Origin of the sequence: Bradyrhizobium iriomotense, from assembly GCF_018130765.1 — a bacterium.
Taxonomy (GTDB): domain Bacteria; phylum Pseudomonadota; class Alphaproteobacteria; order Rhizobiales; family Xanthobacteraceae; genus Bradyrhizobium; species Bradyrhizobium iriomotense_A.
The window spans coordinates 13650-33155 of record NZ_JAFCJZ010000033.1 but is presented as its reverse complement, the minus strand read 5'-3'; the positions used below and the strand labels follow the sequence as shown (position 1 = coordinate 33155).

The window sequence follows — 19506 nt, the reverse complement described above, 5'->3', positions numbered from 1 at the left end:
GCCCGGAATTGCAAGGGAAGGAGCATAGTAATGACTGCCCAATTGTTGATTTACGAAACCGTTATTCCGTTGTCCGCCGCGCGGCATCGGGGCTGCGCAGTCGAGATGGCCAGGAATTATGGCTTCAGCAGCAAGACCAATTCTGTGCCTTTGATGGCCGTTGAGTTTCCTGCTGCCGCATCGGAATACGCGATCGTGTTTGCCGGCACCAAGGACAACGTCATGCCGGCCGTCATTCTCGGCGTACGAGACAGCGAGAACCTCTTCCTGTCGCAGGATTCAAAATGGGACGCCAAGTATGTCCCGGCTTTCCTGCGTCGCTATCCGTTCGTGTTCTCGACCAGCTCCGACGGCGAGAGGTTCGTCCTCTGCATCGACGAGGCCTATTCGGGATTTAACCGTGACGGTCGCGGACAAAAGCTGTTCGATGACGACAGCAAGCCCACCCAGTATGTCCAGAACATCCTGACCTTCCTGCAGGAATATCAGACCCAGTTCAACCGCACCCAGGCGTTCTGCCGCAAGGTGCGCGAGCTTGATCTGCTCGAGCCGATGCAGGCACAGGTCGAGCTCGCCTCGGGTGAAAAGCTGTCGCTTGCGGGATTCATGGCTGTGAACCGGGAGAAATTGAAGGCTCTGCCCGGTGAAAAGCTTGCCGAGCTTGCCAAGACGGATGAGCTTGAGCTGCTCTACCTTCACCTTCAGTCGATGCGCAACTTCCAGGCCCTTCCGTCGCGCCTCGCGGTCGTGAAGGGGGCGGCTCCGCCGGCGAGCGGACCTGACGATGCCGCGGAAGCGGGCGATCACCTGAATGGGGCGAGAGCATCGGCCTAGAGAACGGATCACACCGTGTCCTCGTGTGAATGCGACGCCTCAGCGCCGCCTCCGTCGCGCGCGCCGCGATGCTGCTCGTTATTGCAGCATCGCGGGCATAGCTCCGAGAGCGATGAGTAGCCATGACCCCTGCGTCCCCGATCTATTCCTTCACCGAGGACGCAGCGCGCGCCGAATCGATAGCCTGGGCGAAATTCTCGGCAGCCAAGGACAGTTCCGAGTTTTGCGCGAGCTGGCTCGCAATCCTTTGCATGCAGGTCGAGCGGGTCGGCGGTGGGCTGCTGTTGCTGGGGCCCGACAAGGATGGCAGCTACGTGCCGGCGGCAGTGTGGCCGCACCCCGGTCTGGACATGCAATATCTCAGCCCGGCGGCCGAGCGGGCTCTGACCGAGCGCCGCGGAGTCGTGCTGCCCTCGGAGGGGCATGGCGCTTTGCGCGAGCACCACGCCTTTATCGGCTATCCGATTGAAGTTTCCGGCACCCTGCACGGCGTCGTCGTGCTCGATATCGGGCCCGGCCCGGAAGCTGCGCTGCAGCGCGCTTTGCGGCTGTTGCATTGGGCGAGCGCCTGGCTGATTGACCAGTTCCGCAAGGGCGCGCTGGAGGAGCGCGACGCGCGGCTCGGGCGAATGGGGCTCGCCATGGACATCGTGGCGACGGCCATGCAGGAGCGCCATTTCTCGGCGGCGACGCTGGCCGTCGTCAACGAACTCGCGGGACGCCTGGCGTGCGATCGGGTGAGCGTCGGGCTCGAGCGTTCAGGCAGCGTTGAAGTCAAGGCGATCTCGCATACCGCGACCTTCGACCCCAAGATGGATCTTGGCCGGCGCATCGGCAACGCGATGGACGAGGTGCTTGACCTCGACGTCGCGCTGGTGTTCCCCCCCCGCGACGACGTGGAGCGCGCGGCACTCGCGCATGCCGATCTCGCGCGCGAGTACAGGGACATTGCGGTCTGCTCGGTGCCGCTCACGGACGGCGGACATGCAACCGGCGTGCTGACCCTGGAACGGGCCGCTGGCGAGCCGTTCGACCTCGAAACCATCGAGCTGTGCAAGACGGTTGGCGCGCTGCTGGGGCCGATCCTGAAGCTCAAGCGTGAAAGCGAGCGCGGCGTTCTGCGACATGCCGCGACCTCGTTGCACCATGGCCTGGAGCTCTTGTTCGGCCCGCGCCATCCCGGCGCGAAGCTCATCGCGCTTTTGCTGGTCGGCGTCATCCTTTTCTTCAGTGTCGCGACGGGCACGTATCGTGTCGCGGCAAAGACGGTGATCGAGGGAGCGGTACAACGGATCGCCGCGGCACCGTTCGACGGGTATATCGCACAAAGCTTTGTCCGCGCAGGCGACACGGTGCATGCCGGGCAAGTGTTGTGCAAGCTCGACGATCGGGAGCTCAAGCTCGAACAGACACGCTTGTCGTCCGAGCGCGAGCAGCTCGACCGCAAATATCGGCAGGCGCTGGCAGCCCAAGAGCGCGCGACCATGACGATCCTCCAAGCTCAGATCGAGCAGGTCGATGCCATGCTGTCGCTGGTCACCGATAAGCTCGCTCGCGCCACGCTGCTGGCTCCCTTCGATGGCGTCGTCGTCGCGGGTGACCTGCAGCAGCTGCTCGGGACACCGGTCGAATTGGGCAAGATGCTGTTCACGGTCGCGCCGTTGGACAGCTATCGCGTCATCCTGCAGGTCGAGGAGCGGGACATTTCCTTCGTGAAGCTCGGTCAACAGGGCGAACTCACCCTCTCGGGTATCCCGCATCGGCGGATGGACTTCTCGGTCGAGCAGATGACGCCGGTCTCGACTGCCCAGGAGGGCCGCAACTATTTCCGGGTCGAGGCGCGGCTCCACAATGCATCCGAACGCGTGCGACCCGGCATGGAGGGCGTTGGAAAGGTCGATGTCGGCGAGCGCAAGCTGATCTGGATCTGGACGCACAATTTCGCGGACTGGGTCCGGCTGTCGATTTGGAAATGGCTGTTCTGATTGCGAGGTCATGGTGAACGCGCCGTTGCTCAGCAATTGGTGGTATCGTGTCGCAGCGCGAAAGCCAAAGTTGCGCTCGCATGCGCGATTGCATCGGCACATCTATCGAGGCGAGGTCTGGTACCTGTTGCAGGACCCCGCCTCGTCGCGGGTGCATCGCTTCAGCCCGTCGGCCCGGCTGATCGTCTCGCTCATGGACGGAACGCATTCGGTCGAACAGTTGTGGGAGCTCGCGAACAGGCATCTGGGGGAGGACGCACCGAGCCAGGACGAGCTCATCCAGCTGCTGGGCCAGCTGCATGCCGCCGACCTGCTGGAAAGCGATGTAACGCCTGACGTCGCCGAGCTTTTTGCGCGCAGCGAGCGCGAGCAAAGGGCGCGTCACTTGCGGTCCTATGGCAATCCCATGGCGATCCGTATCCCGCTGTTCGATCCGGATCGGCTGCTCAATCGCTGGGCGGGGCTTGTACGGTTCGTTTGGAGCGGCTGGGGCGCCATCGCGTGGCTGGCAGTCGTGCTTCCGGCCTTCATTCTGGTCTGGCCGCATTGGCCGGAGCTCAGCCACAATTTCAGCGACCGCGTCCTGGCGATCGACAATCTGTTCATCATCTACCTGGTCTTCCCGGCGATCAAGGCGTTGCACGAACTGGGGCATGCCTCCGCCACCAAGGCCGGAGGCGGGGAGGTCCACGATCTCGGCATCATCCTGCTGGTCTTGCTGCCGGTCCCCTATGTCGATGCGTCGGCCGCCACGGTGTTCAGGTCGAAGTATCGGCGCGCGCTTGTCGGTGCCGCCGGCATGGGTGTCGAGCTCTTTGTCGCGGCGATCGCGTTCTATCTATGGCTCCTGGTCGAGCCGGGCCTGGTGCGGGCGATCCTGTTCAATGTCATGCTGATCGCGAGCGTGTCGACGCTCCTGTTCAACGGCAACCCGCTGCTGCGTTACGATGCCTATTATATCCTGGTGGATCTCATCGAAATTCCAAATCTGGCGGCGCGCTCGTCGCGCTACTGGGGCTATTTGTTCGAGCGATACCTGCTCGGCGTCTCCGATCTGGAGCGTCCCGATGCGACTGGCGTGGAGCGGGCGTGGTTCTTCTTCTACGGCTTGGCTTCGACCGTCTACCGGATCATGGTGACGATCCTGATCGCGCTGTTCATCGCGGGGCAATTCTTCTTCATTGGCGTCATTCTTGCGATCTGGGCGGTGGGAGCGATGGCGATCCTGCCCGTTGTAAAGGCGGTGCGGCATCTCGTTGAAAACCCCCGCTTGCGCAAGCATCGTGCCCGATCTGTCACGATCGCGGCCGGTCTCGTGCTTGGCCTTGCTGCCTTTCTGCTCGCCGTCCCGATGCCCTACCATTCCAACGTGGAGGGAGTGCTGTGGCTGCCTGAGGAAGCAATGGTACGCGCCGCTTCGAATGGCTTCGTCCATGAGCTTCTGGTCACGCCGGGAACGCAGGTCGCGCAGGGCGATCCGCTGATTCAGAGTCGCGAGCCGACGCTTCTTGCGCAATTGCGCAGGAATGAGGCCAAAGTGGCGGAGCTGCAGGCCGAGTATGCAGCGCAATTCGTGTCGGATCGCGCGAAAGCGCAGATTGTGCGCGACAAACTTGACCTCGAGCGAGCAAATCTGGGCCTCGCCCGCGAACGCGCGTCCGACCTCGTGGCCCGTGCGCGCAGCGATGGCGTGTTCGTCGTGCCGCAAATGGTCGATATGCCCGGGCGCTATTACCGTCGGGGCGAACTCCTCGGCTACGTGGTCGGAAACACGACGCCGCTGGCGCGTGTCGTCGTGCCGCAGGAGGCGGTCGACAGGGTACGCATTACCACCGATCGCATCCAGGTCCGTCCGGTGGACCAGCCGCGCCTGATCTTGGAGGGGCATGTGCTGCGGGCGGTGCCCGCCGGCGGCGAATACCTGCCCAGCGCAGCATTGGGCGTGGAGGGTGGTGGGGATTTCGCGATTGATCCGCGCGATGCGAAGGGGCCGAAGACGCTGCAGCGGACCTTTCAATTCGACATCGAGCTTCAAGGTCTGGAGGCGGTGGATCACTTTGGCCAGCACGTCTTCGTCCGGTTTGAACATCGGATGGAGCCACTGGCGATGCAATGGTATCGCAGCGTCAGACTGCTTTTGTTGACGAACTTCCATGTCTAAGAGCGTTATGGAACTCGATCACCGCGAACTGGCGGTCGGCCGTCCCTATCCGGAGCGCGCGGACCGCGAGCCGGCGGTACACGATCGAGTGGCCGAATATCTGGCGAAGGGCCTGTTTCAACGCGCGTTCGAGGGGCTACGGGATCCCGTTCGCGCCTTGATGCCGATCGTCGAGTACACCGCCGCACATGAGAACGCCCTGCGGATCATGAGCGACGAAGAGCTGCGTCTGCAGGTGTCCGGTGTCCGTGCGAGACTGCGGAATTCGGGCTTTACGCCGCCTCTCGTCGGCCGATGCTTTGCGCTGGTGCGGGAGGCGGCGTCGCGGACCATCGGTCAGCGGCACTATGACGTCCAGCTGATCGCGGGGTTCGGGCTGCTGAAGGGCAGGCTGGTGGAGATGGCGACCGGCGAAGGCAAGACCATCGCTGCGACGCTGCCTGCGGCCACCGTGGCGCTCGCCGGATATCCCGTGCATCTCATCACCGTCAACGATTATCTTGCCCAACGTGACGCGGGCGAGATGAGGGAGCTCTATGAGTTCCTGGGCCTGAGTGTGGGGACCGTGGTGCAGGGCATGCCGAAAGCCGAGCGGCGCCGCGCCTATGCGAGCGCGGTGACCTATTGCACCAACAAGGAGCTTGCATTCGACTATCTTCGCGACCGTGTCGCGCTGGCGCACCGTAGCAGTAGTTTACACCTCTCGCTCGAGCGGCTGCGCGGCAGCCTGCAGCGTGACGAGGATCTCGTGCTGCGCGGGCTCTATTTCGGCATCGTCGACGAAGCCGACAGCATTTTCATCGATGAAGCGCGCACGCCCCTGATCCTGTCATCGTCGACGGGGGCAGGCGAGGAAAGACTGCAATGCGAGCAGGCGCTCGAGATCGCAAGCGGACTTGCTCCGGGAGAGCACTACGAGATCGATCTTGCAGAGCGAAGCCTGGCGCTGACCAAGGAAGGTCGCCGGGAGATCGGCAGGCTGGCCGAAGGGCTGCAAGGCGTCTGGAGTTCGATTCGCGCTCGCGAGGAGCTTCTTACCCAGGCCCTCTCCGCAATGATGCTGTTCAACCGCGATCAGCACTATGTCGTCATCGACGGCAAGGTGCAAATCGTGGACGAGTCGACGGGACGCGTGATGCCTGACCGCTCCTGGGAGCGCGGCCTGCATCAATTGATCGAGGTCAAGGAAGATTGCCAACTGACAGAGCGGCGTGAGACGCTTGCCCGCATCACCTATCAACGCCTGTTTCGTCGCTACATTCGCCTGTCCGGAATGACGGGGACCGCCCGCGAGGTCGCGCGGGAGATCAAGTCCGTGTACGGACTCGATGTCGTTCGCATCCCGCTGAACCGGCCCTCGCGGCGCCGCGTGGCGCCTCCTCTGGTCTGCACAACCCCTGCTGAAAAGCTGCAGATCATTGCCGACAGGGTGGAGCGGCTGGCTGTGGCCGAGGGCAGGGCGGTGCTGATCGGCACGCGCTCGGTGGGGGCGTCCGAGGAGATCAGCGCCGCCTTGAATGCACGTGGCATTGCGCACGCGCTCTTGAATGCGAAGCAGGACCAGGACGAGGCGGAGGTGGTCGCGAGGGCCGGCGAGCCCGCGCGCGTGACAGTCGCCACCAACATGGCGGGCCGCGGCACCGACATCCGGCTCGACCCGGGCGTTGCCGCACGGGGCGGCCTGCATGTCATCCTGACCGAGTACCACGATTCGCGGCGGGTCGATCGCCAGCTGTTCGGTCGCTGCGCGCGGCAGGGCGATCCCGGTAGCTGCGAGGCCATCGTTTCACTTCAGGACGACGTGTTCATGATCCATGCGGGATCGATGACGCGCTTGATTGCGCGGCTTGTCGGCAGCCGGATTCCCGTTCCATTGCGACTTTACCAGTCGTTGCGGTGGCTGGCTCAATTCCAGGCGGAACGGCGACATGGCTATGTGCGCGTCCAGAATGTGAAGCTGGATCGCCGGCTCGACCGGGTGCTTGCGTTTTCGGGGAGGGGCGAATGAAACGAACTCGCGCATGTCTCGCCATTCTGGTCGTCTCGATCGCCGCGGGCGCAGGATGCGCCAACGCGCAGGAGCGAAGACCGGAGGGGCAATTCGATTGCCTGATCCAGCCGAAGATGGTGCTCAAGCTTGGGACATCGGTGCCGGGCCTCCTGAGCGAGATGCTGGTCGACCGTGGCGACATCATCAAGAAGGGAGACGTCGTCGCTCGCCTCGAATCGGGCGTCGAGCAGGCGGCGGTTTCGCTGGCGAAAGCCCGCGCCGAGAACGAGGCGACGGTTCGCTCGAGCATCGCCAAGCTCGAGTTCCAGCGGCGAAAGGACGAGCGGTCCAAGCTATTGCGCAAGAATGACTCGGTTTCCGCAGCGGTCGCCGACGAGGCGGAGACGAGTGCGCGGGTGGCTGAACAGGATGTCGAGGAAGCGAGGGTCAACCTCGCCATCGCGGCGCTGGAAGTGGCGCGCGCCAACGAAGTGCTGAAGCTGCGCACCATCCGGAGTCCTATCGACGGCGTGGTGGTCGAGCGAAAACTCGGCCCGGGCGAGTATGCGTTCGACCAGGCCCATCTCCTGACGGTTTCGCAAATCGATCCGCTGCTGGTTGAGGTCTACGTTCCGCTCAGCCAGTTCGGAAAGATCCGCGTAGGTGCGTCGGCAGAGGTCTATCCCGAAGAGCCGGTCGGAGGCAGATACCCCGCGCTCGTGACCGTCGTCGATCAGGTTTTCGATGCGGCGAGCGGGACGATCGGTGTTCGCCTCGAATTGCCAAATCCGAACTACGCGCTTCCCGCCGGGCTCAAATGCCGCGTCCGTTTTCCCGGCGTTGGCTGACACGAATATCGAGAGGGTCAGGAAATCTGCTCAGTCCATTCCCTAGCAATTCGCGAGCCCATGCGTCGATCGAACTGAAAAGGTTGCAAGATGCTGGAAGGTACGATCAAGACATATCACGGCGACAGGGCATTCGGCTTCATCAGGCCGGATTCCGGCGGCACGGACATTTTCTTTCACCTCAAATCATTCTCCCCCGGCCTCACCCCCGAGGCCGGTGCGCGGGTGAGCTATAATCTCGCTCCCGATCAGCGGTCCGGCAAGCGGCAGGCCGTCAGCGTCCGGGTCCTCGCCAATGCCCATAGCGCGCCTGTCCTGACGCGCTATGTCAGATCACCACGTCTGCCGCGCTAGCCGCAGCTGCAAGCAGTCAGGACACCGGATCCTCATGCGCTCTGTCACATTGCGAGGGACATCATGCTCGGTCGCCTTCGAAAGATCGTTTTCCATATTCGACACCGTACGCCCGCAGCCCGCTTTTCCGACAGCATTCGTCGCGTGAACCGCCTGGTGCGCCTTATGGCCATGATGCAACGGCGACCTTCTCGCAAGGCCGGGCAAGGCTGACGATGCCGGCCGATTCCGACAGAGGCGGCATTGCCGCGAAGGAGACGATCGTTCGTCGCCTGCTGCAGCGTGCGGCTGGACGCGCCGGTCGCTCGCAACGGCCGGCACCAGAGGTCCCCTATGGCCGCGAGAACGACCCCAACCTTGAATTTGATGAGCGCCAGATGGGCACCGAATTGGGGTGGCTTCTGGGGGCGCTGTCCGTTTTCCTCGTTGTCCATGCAGTCTGGACAAGGCTCGGTGCTTCATAGGCGGACCGCGAGGGGACAGTACCCCTACGGAGTTCCACGGCGCAGGAGAATCAGCTTAGCTCCGCTCGAGGCGTGTATCCGTAAGATGATCGACGGAGCAGCGTTTGGACGATCTGGAGCGCAGGATTGAGCTGCTCAAGAAGTCGCTCGCAGCGACCTGGAGCAGTCTCGCCAAATCCTCCATCCCCGCTGATGACAAGTGCCAGATGCGCGCGCAGGCAAAGCGCTGCAGCGAGGAGCTGAGGCGCTGCCTTCTGATCGCCGAGGCCAAGCAGACGCGTGAGCACGCCAGGGCCCTGTCCGATCAAGACGGCCGCACGTTGCCGAAGCCAAACTTCCGTTTCCTCTTGATCGGGGCCGCAACGGAGGCGGCCGATCCGGGGTAAATGACCCTTTAAGGGTGAAAACCTTTCAAGCCGCGCCGATAAATTGCCAATTAGCGGGTTTTAAATGCAAGAGCGAACCGATTTTCGGAAATTTACGTACGTATCACTGCCCTAATCGCAATGCGACGCGAACAGGTTGCCGACGGCGCCGCTCATTCGTTCGGATGGCAGATCAGCCGGCGAGGATGCTCCGTGCCGAGCTCGGAAATCAGATAGGCCGGAGCCCGGCTTTGCTGAAACAGGCGCTCGGCCAGATCGCCGTCGCAACGCTTGATCTTGGTAACGTAGTCGCACCACTCATTGTCTCGGGGCTGCCGCAGCCGGGGATCGAGGTCCGGGCAGGGTCTCTCGTCGACCATGTACGCGGTCTGTCCGTGCGCGCCGCCGGCGGAAATCCAGAAGTAAACGAGAGAGCAAACGATAAAAGCGGATAAACCGAAATAAATGCGCATGCCTGTCCCCAGCCGCCCAGTGATTCAGCTTCTCCCAAGCTCGTTGGAAACGCAAGGTCGCAGCTTTCGGGATTAACACCAAAGAGACTGCCGCGGCGGCCTATGCTAGTCTTCGCCGCCCGCGTAATTTGCGGTCATGAGCTTCCTGTTTCTCGGGAGGGATTTTTATGAAACAAATGATTTTACCGGCGGCGTTGCTGTCACTCCTTGCCCTCTGCACCGGTGGCACCGCAAACGCGCAGCGAATGCAGGAGATCGTCGCTACCGAGACGATCGAACTTCGGGCCGAGCAGGCCCGCACCTTCACGCTGGATCAGCCGGTGAGCAGGTTCTCTCTTTCCGTCGAAGACATCGCGCAGGTCATTCCAGAAACCGATCGCGTCTTCACGGTCCGGGGCCTGAAAGCCGGTCGCGTGATGATGACGGCCTATGCTGCGGATGGTCAGGTGGTCCACCGCTCCAACATCGTCGTGGACCAGACCCAGGGGCTGGTGAAAATCTATCGGGCGGACGTCAAGGACTATGTCGGCTTTTTCTGCACCAGCCGCTCGTGTGGTCGCGCCGATCCCGACGCCAAGCCGCTGCCTTACGGGGCGACCCCGGAGAGCCAGCAGCGGAGCGACGGCAGCACCGCCGCGCCGCCAAGGGAGTCTCGGTGAGCGATAGACCGGTAGGGCAGCGGCGCTGGATGCATAGGCATTGGCGCCTGCGGCCTGCTACCCTTCGGAAATTCGGACTCGCGCTGGCGCTTACTGGCAAGCCGCCAGGCGGTGATAAATCAGCATAGCCGGCCATGCGACTTCCGGCCGCGTCCCCGCGCCAGCCGCGTCTGCCACTCATTTTGGCCAGATGCGCGGCTGGTTGCCTGCGGCAGGTGCAATTAACCCGCAATTTAACGGGGATTCCGCCGCCTTAAATGCCTGCGTGGCCGAGTTCCAAGCCGTAATCTTCCGGACGCCCTGAGTAAGGTTAAGAAACGATTAGCAGGTGACAATTTTCAAGGGAAATACTAGAATTTTATGCAGTTGGCTAAAGTTTGCCCGCCAACGGTAATGGTCAGTTAATCTTAGTAAAGAGGGATTTTCTCCTATGTTGAAATATTACATCAAGACCACCGAGGCCCTGAAGCAGCTGCGCGCGGACAAGGACGGTGTCGTGTCGTTCGAATACGTGATCGTGGCGTTTGCGGTCGTTTCAGCAGTGGCTCTCGCTTTCGGTACGGGCACCGGCGGCGCTATCAAGGACGCGCTGACTGCCGGGATCTCGGCGATCATCGCCAAGCTTCCCGCCTAAGCGCGCGCTGCAATTAATTCGGGGGGGCAACTGGGCTGTATGCCCCCCCTGAGACTTCGTTATCAAATTGTCACACCCAGCGTTGGCGCCGCCGGCGCAAGTGTGTTGCCCTAGACAACCGCTGAGTGGAAGCGATCAGCATACCGCTGCGGTGGGAGGTTATACGATCGTCTGACTAGGGGGATATTAGACTGGTAATTTTTTTCTGAGGCGCGTTTCTATGAGTTGGATTGTTCACATAGCCTCAATTCTTGAAATCCTGTTGTTGCTGTATGTCGCAACGCTTGATGTTGCGACGCGACTGATCAGAAATGAAGTCTGCCTAGCGCTGGCGCTCCTTGGAATCGCCGGTCAAATCGGCAGTCCGGTGCAACTTGCTCAATCGCTCATCGCCGCTGCGATACTCTTCCTGCTGTTGCTGACCATCTATACGCGGGGATGGATGGGCGGCGGCGATGTCAAGCTGCTCACTGCCGTGGCGATCGGTTTTCCGCTGACGGGGGTGATCCAGCTGTTGACCATCACGGCGTTGGCCGGCGGTGTTCTTGCCATGGCGCATCTGGTGATGCGCAACTTGCCGTATCCAAAACTGGCGCCCGTCGGATCATCGCTCGCGCGTCGCGTCTACGCGGTGGAGCGTTGGCGCCATTTGCGCCACGCACCATTGCCTTACGGAGTTGCTATCGCTTGCGGCGGCATCTGGACCATTTTCAGTCGAGGATTTTGACATGTCATCCGCTTTGCGCATCTCGATCATTATGGTCCTGTTGCTCGCAGCAACAGCGTTCGGGCTCATTGCCTACAACATGAACCTGCCGAGACAGGTCCCCGTGCAGGTCGCCGAAAAGGGGCCGGTGGCGCCTGCCACCGTCGGATATTTCGTCGCGGCGCGACCGCTGCCAAAGGGCACATTGGCCCGCCAGGAGGATTTTACGCTCCGCCAGGTGACGCCGGATCGTGTTCCGACGGGGGCGATCCTTGAGACACCCGACTCCGCGGCCGGGCTCCCCGGCTCTCTGGTGCGCAAGTTCGTCGACGCCGGAAGTCCCATCACATTGCAGGATATCCTGCGCCCCCGCGACCGCGGTTTCCTCGCCAGCGTGCTGGCGCCGGACAGCCGGGCCATCAGCATCAAGGTCGACGAGGAATCCGGCGTCTCCGGCCTGGTCAGGCCGGGCGATCATGTCGACGTCGTGCTGACCCAGGTGTTCGAGAAGGCGGATCCCGCACGTCGCGCGATGAGCGAGACCGTCCTGCGCAATGTCCGTGTCATCGCGATCGACCAGGAGATCGTGCAGGGCGGGCGCGGTATTGGCTCGATGACCGGCAAACTGCCGCAGACAGTGTCGCTGGAGCTGACGCAGGAGCAGGTCAAGAAGGTCACGGTCGCCAAGCAGCTCGGGACGCTCTCTCTGGCGGTGCGGGCCGCCATCGACCAGTGGGACAAGGGAGACACAGGTTCGATCTCAAGCTGCGACGTGTCGCCCGAGCTTGCGCGCCAGAATGCGATCGCGGGACAGCGGACGGCGGTGGTGGTTCATTCCGGCGGCGAGGTGAAGCAATACACCGTCAGGAAGCAGGACGCCGAAGAGGGCGACACCGCCGTGAGCTGCGATGGATCGGAAGCTGCCAGCCGGACTGCCAGCGCAATCGGCTACGCTTCCAGACTGCCGGAGAAACGCTGATGAACTTGGCCGTGATCACTCCGCCCCAGGAAACGACATCCGTCGTCACCCGCAACCGGATCGTCTGTTTCGTCAATGACGAGATCAGCGCCGGCGCTCTGAGCAAGGGTCTCGAAGGCACCAACCTCACCGTCAGGCACGGCACGATCCGCAACGCCATCCGGATGCTGGAGACGGACACCGACCTGTTCGCCCTGGTGACCGACATCAGCGGCATCGATGATCCCTTTCCCGAGCTGGAACGCCTGGCCGGCGTCTGCCCGCCCGACGTCCACGTGGCTCTGGTGGGTGACAACAGGGAGATCACCTTCTACCGCGAGCTGATGGAGCTCGGCTTGACCGAGTACCTTCCAAAGCCGCTGACGCGGGATATCGTGCTGGACCAGTTGCGCCCGAAGCTGCTGGGAGACGTGTCGCACGTTGCGGCCGATCGCGGCGGGCATGTGGTCTCGATCTGCGGCGCGCAAGGTGGTGCCGGCGCGACCAGCATCGCCATCAATCTCGCGCTGCAAATCGCCGAGACCACCAAGGCCAAGGTCGCGCTGCTCGATCTGCATTTGCAGGGCGGCGAGACTGCCGTGATGCTGGGCGTTCGGCCGGGGCAGGGGCTGCGGATCGCCCTGGAAAACCCGATGCGTGCCGACACGCTGTTCATCGAGCGCGCGGCCATCGAGGTCAATGAGCGGGTGTCCCTGATTTCCGCCGATGAGGAGCTGGATGCGCAGCTCGACATCACCGAGGCGGGGGTGCGGCACGTGCTGGGCCTGCTTCGCCAGCGCTTCAACTACATCATCGTCGACGTGCCCGTGCCGTTCCCGCCTTCGATGCACTCGGTGATCAGCCTGTCGCGTCACGTGCTGGTGCTGCTCGAAGCCGAGGTGACCGGACTGCGCAACGCCCATGCGCTGCGCACAGCTGTCACCAACGTCGCCGGAAAGGACCGGGTGTTTACGCTGCTGAATCGTGCCAATCGCGCCGGCGGGCTTCCCATGGCCACCATGGTAAAGGCCCTGGGCGCCGAACCGGACATGGTGATTCCGGACCTTGGCAAGGGCATGACCCAGGCGGTCAATCTCGGAATCCCCGCGTTGAAGCACGTCCGAAGGTTGCGGCGCCACCTCACTCCGATCGTTCGGGAGATCACGGGTATCGGCGCCGAGCACAAGGGTCGGCTGAGGAGGCTGCTCAGGCTATGAAGAAATTCGGTCGGCGCCCGGATGATATGCCGGATCGTTCGCCTGCACTGGCGGCAGACTTGCCCTCGTCAATGCTTGGCGCGTCTGCAGCGACGACAAGTCTGCCGTCGCCGCCCCCAGGCGTGCCTGCCGCGACGCCCGCAATCGTGCCAAGGCGCGAGGAACGTCCGGTTCATCACCCCGTGATGCCGGCTTCGCTGCGCGAACGCGTCATCGAGCAGATCGATCCGGCGGCCGCGGCGACCGTTTCTCGCGATATCCTGCGGCGGCAGATCGAGGAAATCATCCACGGTATCGCCAACCAGGACCGGCTCGAACTGTCGGGCCGCGAGCAAATCGTGCTGGCGGACGAGATCGCGGACGACATGACGGGCTACGGCCCGCTTCGTCCGCTGCTGCTGGATCAATCGATCAATGACATCATGATCAACGGCCCCAGCAACGTCTATGTCGAGCGAAACGGCAAGCTGGAGCGGATCGCGGTGCGCTTCCGCGACAACGAGCATATCGCATCGGTCGCGCAGAAGATCGCAGCCCAGGTCGGGCGGCGCGTCGACGAATCCAGTCCGATGGTGGATTGCCGCCTGCCGGACGGCAGCCGGGTCAACATCATCCTGCCGCCGCTCGCGATCCACAGCCCCTGCATTTCCATCCGGAAGTTTCCGAGCCACCGTCTGGACATGGCCGGCATGGTCGACAACGGCTCTATGACCCCGGCCATTGCGCAATTGCTCGAGATCGCCGGCCGGGCGCGGCTCAATATTCTGGTCTCCGGCGGCACCGGCTCCGGCAAGACCACACTGCTGAACGCCCTAAGCCAGTTCATTGATCCCAGGGAGCGCATCGTCACCATCGAGGATGCGGCGGAGCTGCAGCTCCAGCAGCCGCACGTGATCAGCCTGGAGACGCGGCCGCCGAGCCTCGAAGGCACCGGGCAGGTGACCCAGCGCGATCTCCTGTGGAACGCCCTGCGCATGCGTCCCGACCGCATTATCGTGGGCGAGGTCCGCGGCGCCGAAGCCTTCGACATGCTGCAGGCCATGAACACCGGCCATGACGGCTCGATCTCCACGGTGCACGCCAACAGCACCCGCGACGCCCTGACCCGCATCGAAAACATGGTGCAGATGGGGCAGGTCAATCTGCCGTCGCGGGCGATCCGGTCCCAGATCGTCGCGGCATTGGATCTCATCGTGCAGGTCGAACGCATGCGCGACGGGCAGCGCCGGATCGTTCAAATCAGCGAGGTGATCGGCCTGGAAGGCGACGTGATCACCACCAATGACATCGCAGCCTTTGAGTACCAGGACGAGGACGTTCACGGGCGGATTTCGGGCGCCTACAGATCCACTCACGCGGTCCCGAAATTCAAGAGCCGTCTCGTCTACTATGGAGTCGATCGAGGCTGGGCCGAGGCCATGAGGCAGATATGATTCCGCAATCTGTCATCCTGACTGTTCTGGCGCTCCTGTTGTGCGCTATCGCCGTGTCGCTGTGGCTCGACGCGCGCGTAAGGCGCATGAATCGTCAGATGGAGGCGGCTTTACCGACCCCCGAGTCGCATAGTCTGCCCTCGATCCGTCGCTTGGAGAGCGGAACCCGCTCACGGTTTTTGCACCGTTTGGCAAACTATCGGGTCGGCATCGTATATGCCTGGCACCCGGCCTATGTGCTGCTCGCCGGCGCTGTCGCAGCTTCAGCGATCTTTTATGCAAATCTCCTGTTCATGTATTCGACTCTCTACGTGTCGGTCGCGGCCGCAATTGCCGCACTTCTGGTGGTGCGTGGCCTGTTCGGATGGCAGCAGCGCCGCTTCGCCGATCAGCTCTTTCAACAGCTGCCCGACGTGGTCCAACTGGTGACGAGTACGGTTCGGGCCGGACTGCCGGTGAACGAGGCATTTCGCACCATCGCCCGCGACATGCCGCAACCGACGGCGGGGCAGTTTGCCGTCGTCTGTAGCGAACTGAGTCTGGGAAGATCTCCAGAGGAGGCAATCGAAGCGGTCTACTTGCGAACGCAAGTGGCTGAGTACGCGATGTTTGCGGTGACGCTTGCAGTCCAATTGAAGTCAGGCGGTAGTCTGGCTGAAACGCTGCAGACTCTCGGCGAGACCGTGAGGCAACGCGTTGCACTGGCTGCGCGCGCGAAGGCTCTTGCTGGAGAGGTGATTTTTTCCTCGCGCGCTCTCTCGGCCGCGCCCTTTATCGTCGGTGCGCTGCTGTACTTGATCAGTCCGCAGTCAGTCGACCTGCTGTTCTATGATTCGACCGGAAACAAGCTGCTCGCCTACGCAATCGGCTCGGTGCTTCTCGGGCACTTCGTGATACGCTGGATAATCAGCAAGGAGACGGCACTATGAACGCCGCTCTCGGTTTTGTGGCATTGGCGATAGTCGCAGTGGTCGCGACATTCGTGTTGATGATCCGCGAAATGCATATCCGCACGCTAAATGCGCGGGTATCAAATGCCGTGCTGGGAATCTCCGAGCGGCCAGCGCGCTCCCGAGGTATGATCGGTTGGTTTTCTTCAATCGGTACGCGGTACCGACGCTTCTATGCTGAGGAAGAGCTGGATCAGCTAAGGGCGATTCTGCAATCAGCAGGCTTTAACTACCATCGAACACTGCCGATCTGGATCGGTGTCAAGATCGTCAGCATGTTCCTGCTGCCGATCGTTGTCTTCCTTTTCGCGCAGCTTTCGGGAAGGCCGCCTGCCGACGTGCTGATCTATACGCTTGTCGGCGTGGTGGTCGGAATCATGGGGCCGCGGCTTACACTGCTCATGATGAGGCGGCGTTTCGATGCTGCTATTCGGCTCGGTACGCCGGATACGATCGATTTGCTTGTTGTATGCAGCGAAGCAGGAATGGGTCTTGAGAGCGCGCTGGAGCGCGTCGCGAATGAGATGGTCCAGACCAATCCCATGATGGCGCGGGTGCTGTACGGCCTTCTCGACGATCTCAGGGTTTTGCCGAACCGCGTCGACGCATTCGACAAGCTGGGGGCGATGTCGGATGGGCTTCGCCGCTTCGGCACTATGGTCAGCCAAAGCCTGCAATACGGAGCGCCGTTGAGCCAGGCTCTGCGCACGATTGCCGCCGACCTGCGCCGCGATCGTATGACCAAACTGGAAGAAAGGGCGCACAAGCTGGGCGCCAAGCTGACGATTCCAATGGTGCTGTTTCTGCTTCCGGCAATGTTCATTGTCTTGGGCGGAAGTCCTTTTCTGCACCTCATTCGAACCTTCAGCAAATTCGGTCAGGGATGAGAACCATGAGCGCGGCCGGTGTTCGCCGGGTCAGTTCCAGAAGCCGTAAAAGATCCTTTATCCGGGACCAGCGCGGCGCGGTCGCGTTTGAGATGCCGTTCGTTTTCGGGTTCCTGTTTCTTAGCCTGCTTCTGCCGCTCGCCGACGTTGCCGTGGCCGGCTTCAACTATCTCTCTGCCTATCAGGCGCTGCGTGATATGGGGCAGCGCACGCAATATTCGCCGCCGAGCGACGTTACCAGTTCGTCCGCCGTCAGCGCTTGGAAAAGCTCGCTGCCTGCGACCGTCGGAGGCTATTCCATTACTGCGCAGGTGTACTGCGACGGAACGCCGGCGCCGTGCGCTTCCGGTACAACATTGCCGAAATACTATACCTTCACGACGAGTTTTTCCTTGTCTCCGCTGGTGCTCGGATCGCTGCTGTGCAGCACCTGCACAGTCCAATATTCAGAACGATTTCAGTAGGAGGACGTCGTGCGCAACCTGCGTCGCTGTCGTCGTGGCTCCGTAGCCTTCGCAACCGTCATCGCACTGATCCCGCTGATCGGAGTCGTTGCCCTCGGGGCCGAGGCGGGATCGTGGTACGTTACCAAGCAACACGCCCAGAATGCCGCTGATGCGGCAGCGTATTCCGGCGGCTTGACCCTCGCCTGCACGATCTCCGGGAGCACCAATTGTGATGCGGGGCAGGACTACGTTAACCGCGGCAAGCAGTTCGCCGCGCAGAACGCGTTCTGCAATTCCGGCGAGTCCTATACGGGCTGCTCATCGCTTCCGGCAGGTACGACGCGGACCGTCCAGATCGATCGCGGTAGCTATTCTGCCGGCGCCTGGGCCAGTTCGGCGAGTGGCAATTTCGTTCGTGCCGTCGTTAGCCAGCAACAGCCGACGGCTTTGGCCGCGGTGCTCGGTCTGTCTACTGTCGACATTGGCGCGCAAGCGATTGTGGAAGTCAAAAACCCCAAGGACCTTTGCGCGTTGGGGCTGTCTGAGACCAGTATCGGACTGACACTCGGCGGTAGCGTCAACATCACCGGAAATGGGTGTGGATTGATGGCGGATAACACTGTCAAATATGCGAGCACCCCGACTTTCAGCGGTTCGGGTTGGGCCGTGAATGCCGTCAATGGCTGTACCAATTCGGGCAATTGCGATCCCGGGGTCCCCTACAATTACAATATGCTGCCCGCGACGAATCCACTTGCGGCATTGGATAGTGCATCGTTCAACAGCAGAACCGGCAATACGGCGCCACTACAGAAAATAACACCGTGCCCCGCTGGGTTACCTGCTGATGTCAAGAATTGTTATAAGATCACTCCGAACAGTTCGGGCACGGGGGCATACAAGGACCTGACCGTGACGACAGGGGACTACGTGACTTTTGACACCGAAGGCGCAACGTCCGGCACGTATTTCTTCTATAAGGCAGCGATTAAAATCAATGGCGGATACGTCAACTGCACGTGTACGAGTTCAGGAACGGGCGTAACCCTCGTTTTGCTCGGGGACTCCAGCATTTCCATCAGCGGCGCTACGGTTAATCTCTCCGCCCCTGCAACCAACTCCTTCTCTTCTCTTCTGAACGGCGTTCTGATCGACGATCAGGCGCCGACCAAGAGCAACAACAATGTCACCATCAACGGCAGTGGCACGGTCGCTCTGGGCGGCGCGCTGTATTTCCCTAATGTCGATGTTACCTGGAACGGAACGGCGGCCAGTACAAATACGACCTGTACCGAAGTTATCGCCAACACCCTCACCATGAGCGGTAGTGCTTACCTTAGCACGTCAGGCTGCGCGCCGGGCACCATCGCCAAAACCCAGGTCGTTGCTTTGGTGAAGTGATGAGAAAGCTCGACAATCGCGGAGTCGCGGCCTTCGAATTTTGCCTGGTGGCGGTGGCGTTCTTCACCCTGGTGTTCGCCATCTTCGATCTCGGATGTTATGCGATCACGATGCAATCGCTCCGGCACCTCGCGGGGGCGGCCGCCCGTGCCATGATGATCCAGTGCTATACGCCTGCCGTCACCAGTAACAACTCACCCTCCGGCTGTACGGGCGACTATCTCTCCAGCACGGAGAAGCAGAATGCAGCCCCCTTCCTCTATGCCGGCGGTGCCAGCCCTACACTCGCCACGACGTCGGGAGGTGGGATGCTGACCGTCACGGCGTCTATAGGGTTCACCCCTGTGATGCCGATCTGGGGCACGTCGCTGAACGCGCCGAGCGCCTCTACCCAGGTTCCATTCACGCCATAAATTCGAATTTACCGGGCATCATCCTGGCGGTGCCATCCGCCGGGATTGCAACCCGCAACGGCAGTTCCGAATCGAAGCGGCAACAAAAAGTGGTGCCCGTGGGCAACATTAATCAGTTTTCTGTGGCATTGCGGCACTGCGGCAGGGGTCTCGCCTTGCCAAGCGCGCGCGGGATTGATGATGATCCCGGTGCTGCTTTGCACGCCGCAGGCCTCGGTTCCTGGCGGATGCGGAGGGATGATTTAGGCCCGACGCAACTGCCGGAAATAACCCGGTAACGGTTTGTAGTGGAACGAATTGTAAACTCTGTGGCGTTGCGTACGAAGGA

The 19506-nt window shown here is 61.9% G+C and carries 20 protein-coding genes; 19 read left to right on the top strand and 1 reads right to left on the bottom strand.

Translation table 11 applies throughout. The features are described from left to right. The first annotated feature begins 30 nt into the window (after nucleotides 1–30). The 8 genes from JQ635_RS36235 to JQ635_RS36200 all read left to right on the top strand — a co-directional run bounded on the left by JQ635_RS36235 (nucleotide 31) and on the right by JQ635_RS36200 (nucleotide 9022). Nucleotides 31–834, top strand: a complete 804-nt coding sequence (locus tag JQ635_RS36235; RefSeq protein WP_283826929.1) for a SapC family protein — start codon at nucleotides 31–33, stop codon at nucleotides 832–834. 251 nt (nucleotides 835–1085) lie between these two features. Continuing rightward, nucleotides 1086–2819, top strand: a complete 1734-nt coding sequence (locus JQ635_RS36230) for an efflux RND transporter periplasmic adaptor subunit (protein ID WP_211414552.1) — start codon at nucleotides 1086–1088, stop codon at nucleotides 2817–2819. A 10-nt stretch (nucleotides 2820–2829) separates the two neighbouring features. After that, the gene (locus tag JQ635_RS36225) at nucleotides 2830–4980 is read left to right on the top strand and encodes a peptidase M50 (protein ID WP_211414551.1); all 2151 of its coding nucleotides are present in this window, start codon (nucleotides 2830–2832) and stop codon (nucleotides 4978–4980) included. A 7-nt stretch (nucleotides 4981–4987) separates the two neighbouring features. Then, entirely contained in the window at nucleotides 4988–6988 is a 2001-nt protein-coding gene (locus tag JQ635_RS36220; protein ID WP_211414550.1) for a preprotein translocase subunit SecA, read from the top strand. Beyond that, on the top strand, nucleotides 6985–7818 hold the full coding sequence (locus tag JQ635_RS36215; protein ID WP_211414549.1) for an efflux RND transporter periplasmic adaptor subunit: 834 nt from the start codon (nucleotides 6985–6987) through the stop codon (nucleotides 7816–7818). The genes JQ635_RS36220 and JQ635_RS36215 overlap by 4 nt, the downstream gene beginning before the upstream one ends. A 90-nt stretch (nucleotides 7819–7908) precedes the next feature. Continuing rightward, nucleotides 7909–8172, top strand: coding sequence for a cold shock domain-containing protein (locus JQ635_RS36210; protein ID WP_183241550.1), 264 nt, complete (start codon nucleotides 7909–7911; stop codon nucleotides 8170–8172). Between the two features lie 215 nt (nucleotides 8173–8387). Next, the gene (locus JQ635_RS36205) at nucleotides 8388–8636 is read left to right on the top strand and encodes a hypothetical protein (protein ID WP_211414548.1); all 249 of its coding nucleotides are present in this window, start codon (nucleotides 8388–8390) and stop codon (nucleotides 8634–8636) included. A 104-nt stretch (nucleotides 8637–8740) separates the two neighbouring features. Continuing rightward, nucleotides 8741–9022: a hypothetical protein gene (locus tag JQ635_RS36200; RefSeq protein ID WP_211414547.1), complete on the top strand. Its 282-nt coding sequence runs from the start codon at nucleotides 8741–8743 to the stop codon at nucleotides 9020–9022. Between the two features lie 152 nt (nucleotides 9023–9174). Here the strand turns inward: JQ635_RS36200 and JQ635_RS36195 are convergent, their stop codons facing one another. Continuing rightward, entirely contained in the window at nucleotides 9175–9474 is a 300-nt protein-coding gene (locus JQ635_RS36195; protein WP_211414546.1) for a hypothetical protein, read from the bottom strand. 167 nt (nucleotides 9475–9641) lie between these two features. Here JQ635_RS36195 and JQ635_RS36190 point away from each other — a divergent pair, with 167 nt between their 5' ends. The 11 genes from JQ635_RS36190 (at nucleotide 9642) to JQ635_RS36140 (ending at nucleotide 19178) form a co-directional block, all read left to right on the top strand. Beyond that, complete coding sequence (locus tag JQ635_RS36190) at nucleotides 9642–10133, top strand: pilus assembly protein N-terminal domain-containing protein (RefSeq protein ID WP_211414545.1); 492 nt, start codon at nucleotides 9642–9644, stop codon at nucleotides 10131–10133. A gap of 430 nt (nucleotides 10134–10563) precedes the next feature. Beyond that, nucleotides 10564–10767 carry a hypothetical protein gene (locus JQ635_RS36185; RefSeq protein WP_211414544.1) on the top strand — a complete coding sequence of 68 codons (204 nt, stop codon included), beginning with the start codon at nucleotides 10564–10566 and terminating at the stop codon, nucleotides 10765–10767. Between the two features lie 220 nt (nucleotides 10768–10987). After that, complete coding sequence (locus JQ635_RS36180; protein WP_211414543.1) at nucleotides 10988–11494, top strand: A24 family peptidase; 507 nt, start codon at nucleotides 10988–10990, stop codon at nucleotides 11492–11494. Nucleotide 11495: 1 nt separating this feature from the next. After that, a complete protein-coding gene (cpaB, locus tag JQ635_RS36175) occupies nucleotides 11496–12452 on the top strand; it encodes a Flp pilus assembly protein CpaB (RefSeq protein WP_211414542.1) in 957 nt (318 codons plus the stop codon). Then, entirely contained in the window at nucleotides 12452–13648 is a 1197-nt protein-coding gene (locus JQ635_RS36170; RefSeq protein ID WP_211414541.1) for an AAA family ATPase, read from the top strand. The genes cpaB and JQ635_RS36170 overlap by 1 nt, the downstream gene beginning before the upstream one ends. Then, nucleotides 13645–15081, top strand: coding sequence for a CpaF family protein (locus JQ635_RS36165; protein WP_211414540.1), 1437 nt, complete (start codon nucleotides 13645–13647; stop codon nucleotides 15079–15081). Before JQ635_RS36170 ends, JQ635_RS36165 begins: the two co-directional genes overlap by 4 nt. After that, nucleotides 15078–16010 (top strand): type II secretion system F family protein, encoded by a 933-nt coding sequence (locus JQ635_RS36160; RefSeq protein WP_211414539.1) that lies wholly within the window; start codon nucleotides 15078–15080, stop codon nucleotides 16008–16010. The genes JQ635_RS36165 and JQ635_RS36160 overlap by 4 nt, the downstream gene beginning before the upstream one ends. After that, complete coding sequence (locus tag JQ635_RS36155; protein ID WP_211414538.1) at nucleotides 16007–16918, top strand: type II secretion system F family protein; 912 nt, start codon at nucleotides 16007–16009, stop codon at nucleotides 16916–16918. Before JQ635_RS36160 ends, JQ635_RS36155 begins: the two co-directional genes overlap by 4 nt. A gap of 5 nt (nucleotides 16919–16923) precedes the next feature. After that, complete coding sequence (locus tag JQ635_RS36150; protein WP_211414537.1) at nucleotides 16924–17382, top strand: hypothetical protein; 459 nt, start codon at nucleotides 16924–16926, stop codon at nucleotides 17380–17382. 9 nt (nucleotides 17383–17391) lie between these two features. Next, on the top strand, nucleotides 17392–18765 hold the full coding sequence (locus JQ635_RS36145) for a pilus assembly protein TadG-related protein (RefSeq protein WP_211414536.1): 1374 nt from the start codon (nucleotides 17392–17394) through the stop codon (nucleotides 18763–18765). After that, nucleotides 18765–19178, top strand: coding sequence for a TadE family protein (locus JQ635_RS36140; RefSeq protein ID WP_246583997.1), 414 nt, complete (start codon nucleotides 18765–18767; stop codon nucleotides 19176–19178). The genes JQ635_RS36145 and JQ635_RS36140 overlap by 1 nt, the downstream gene beginning before the upstream one ends. Nucleotides 19179–19506: the final 328 nt, after the last annotated feature.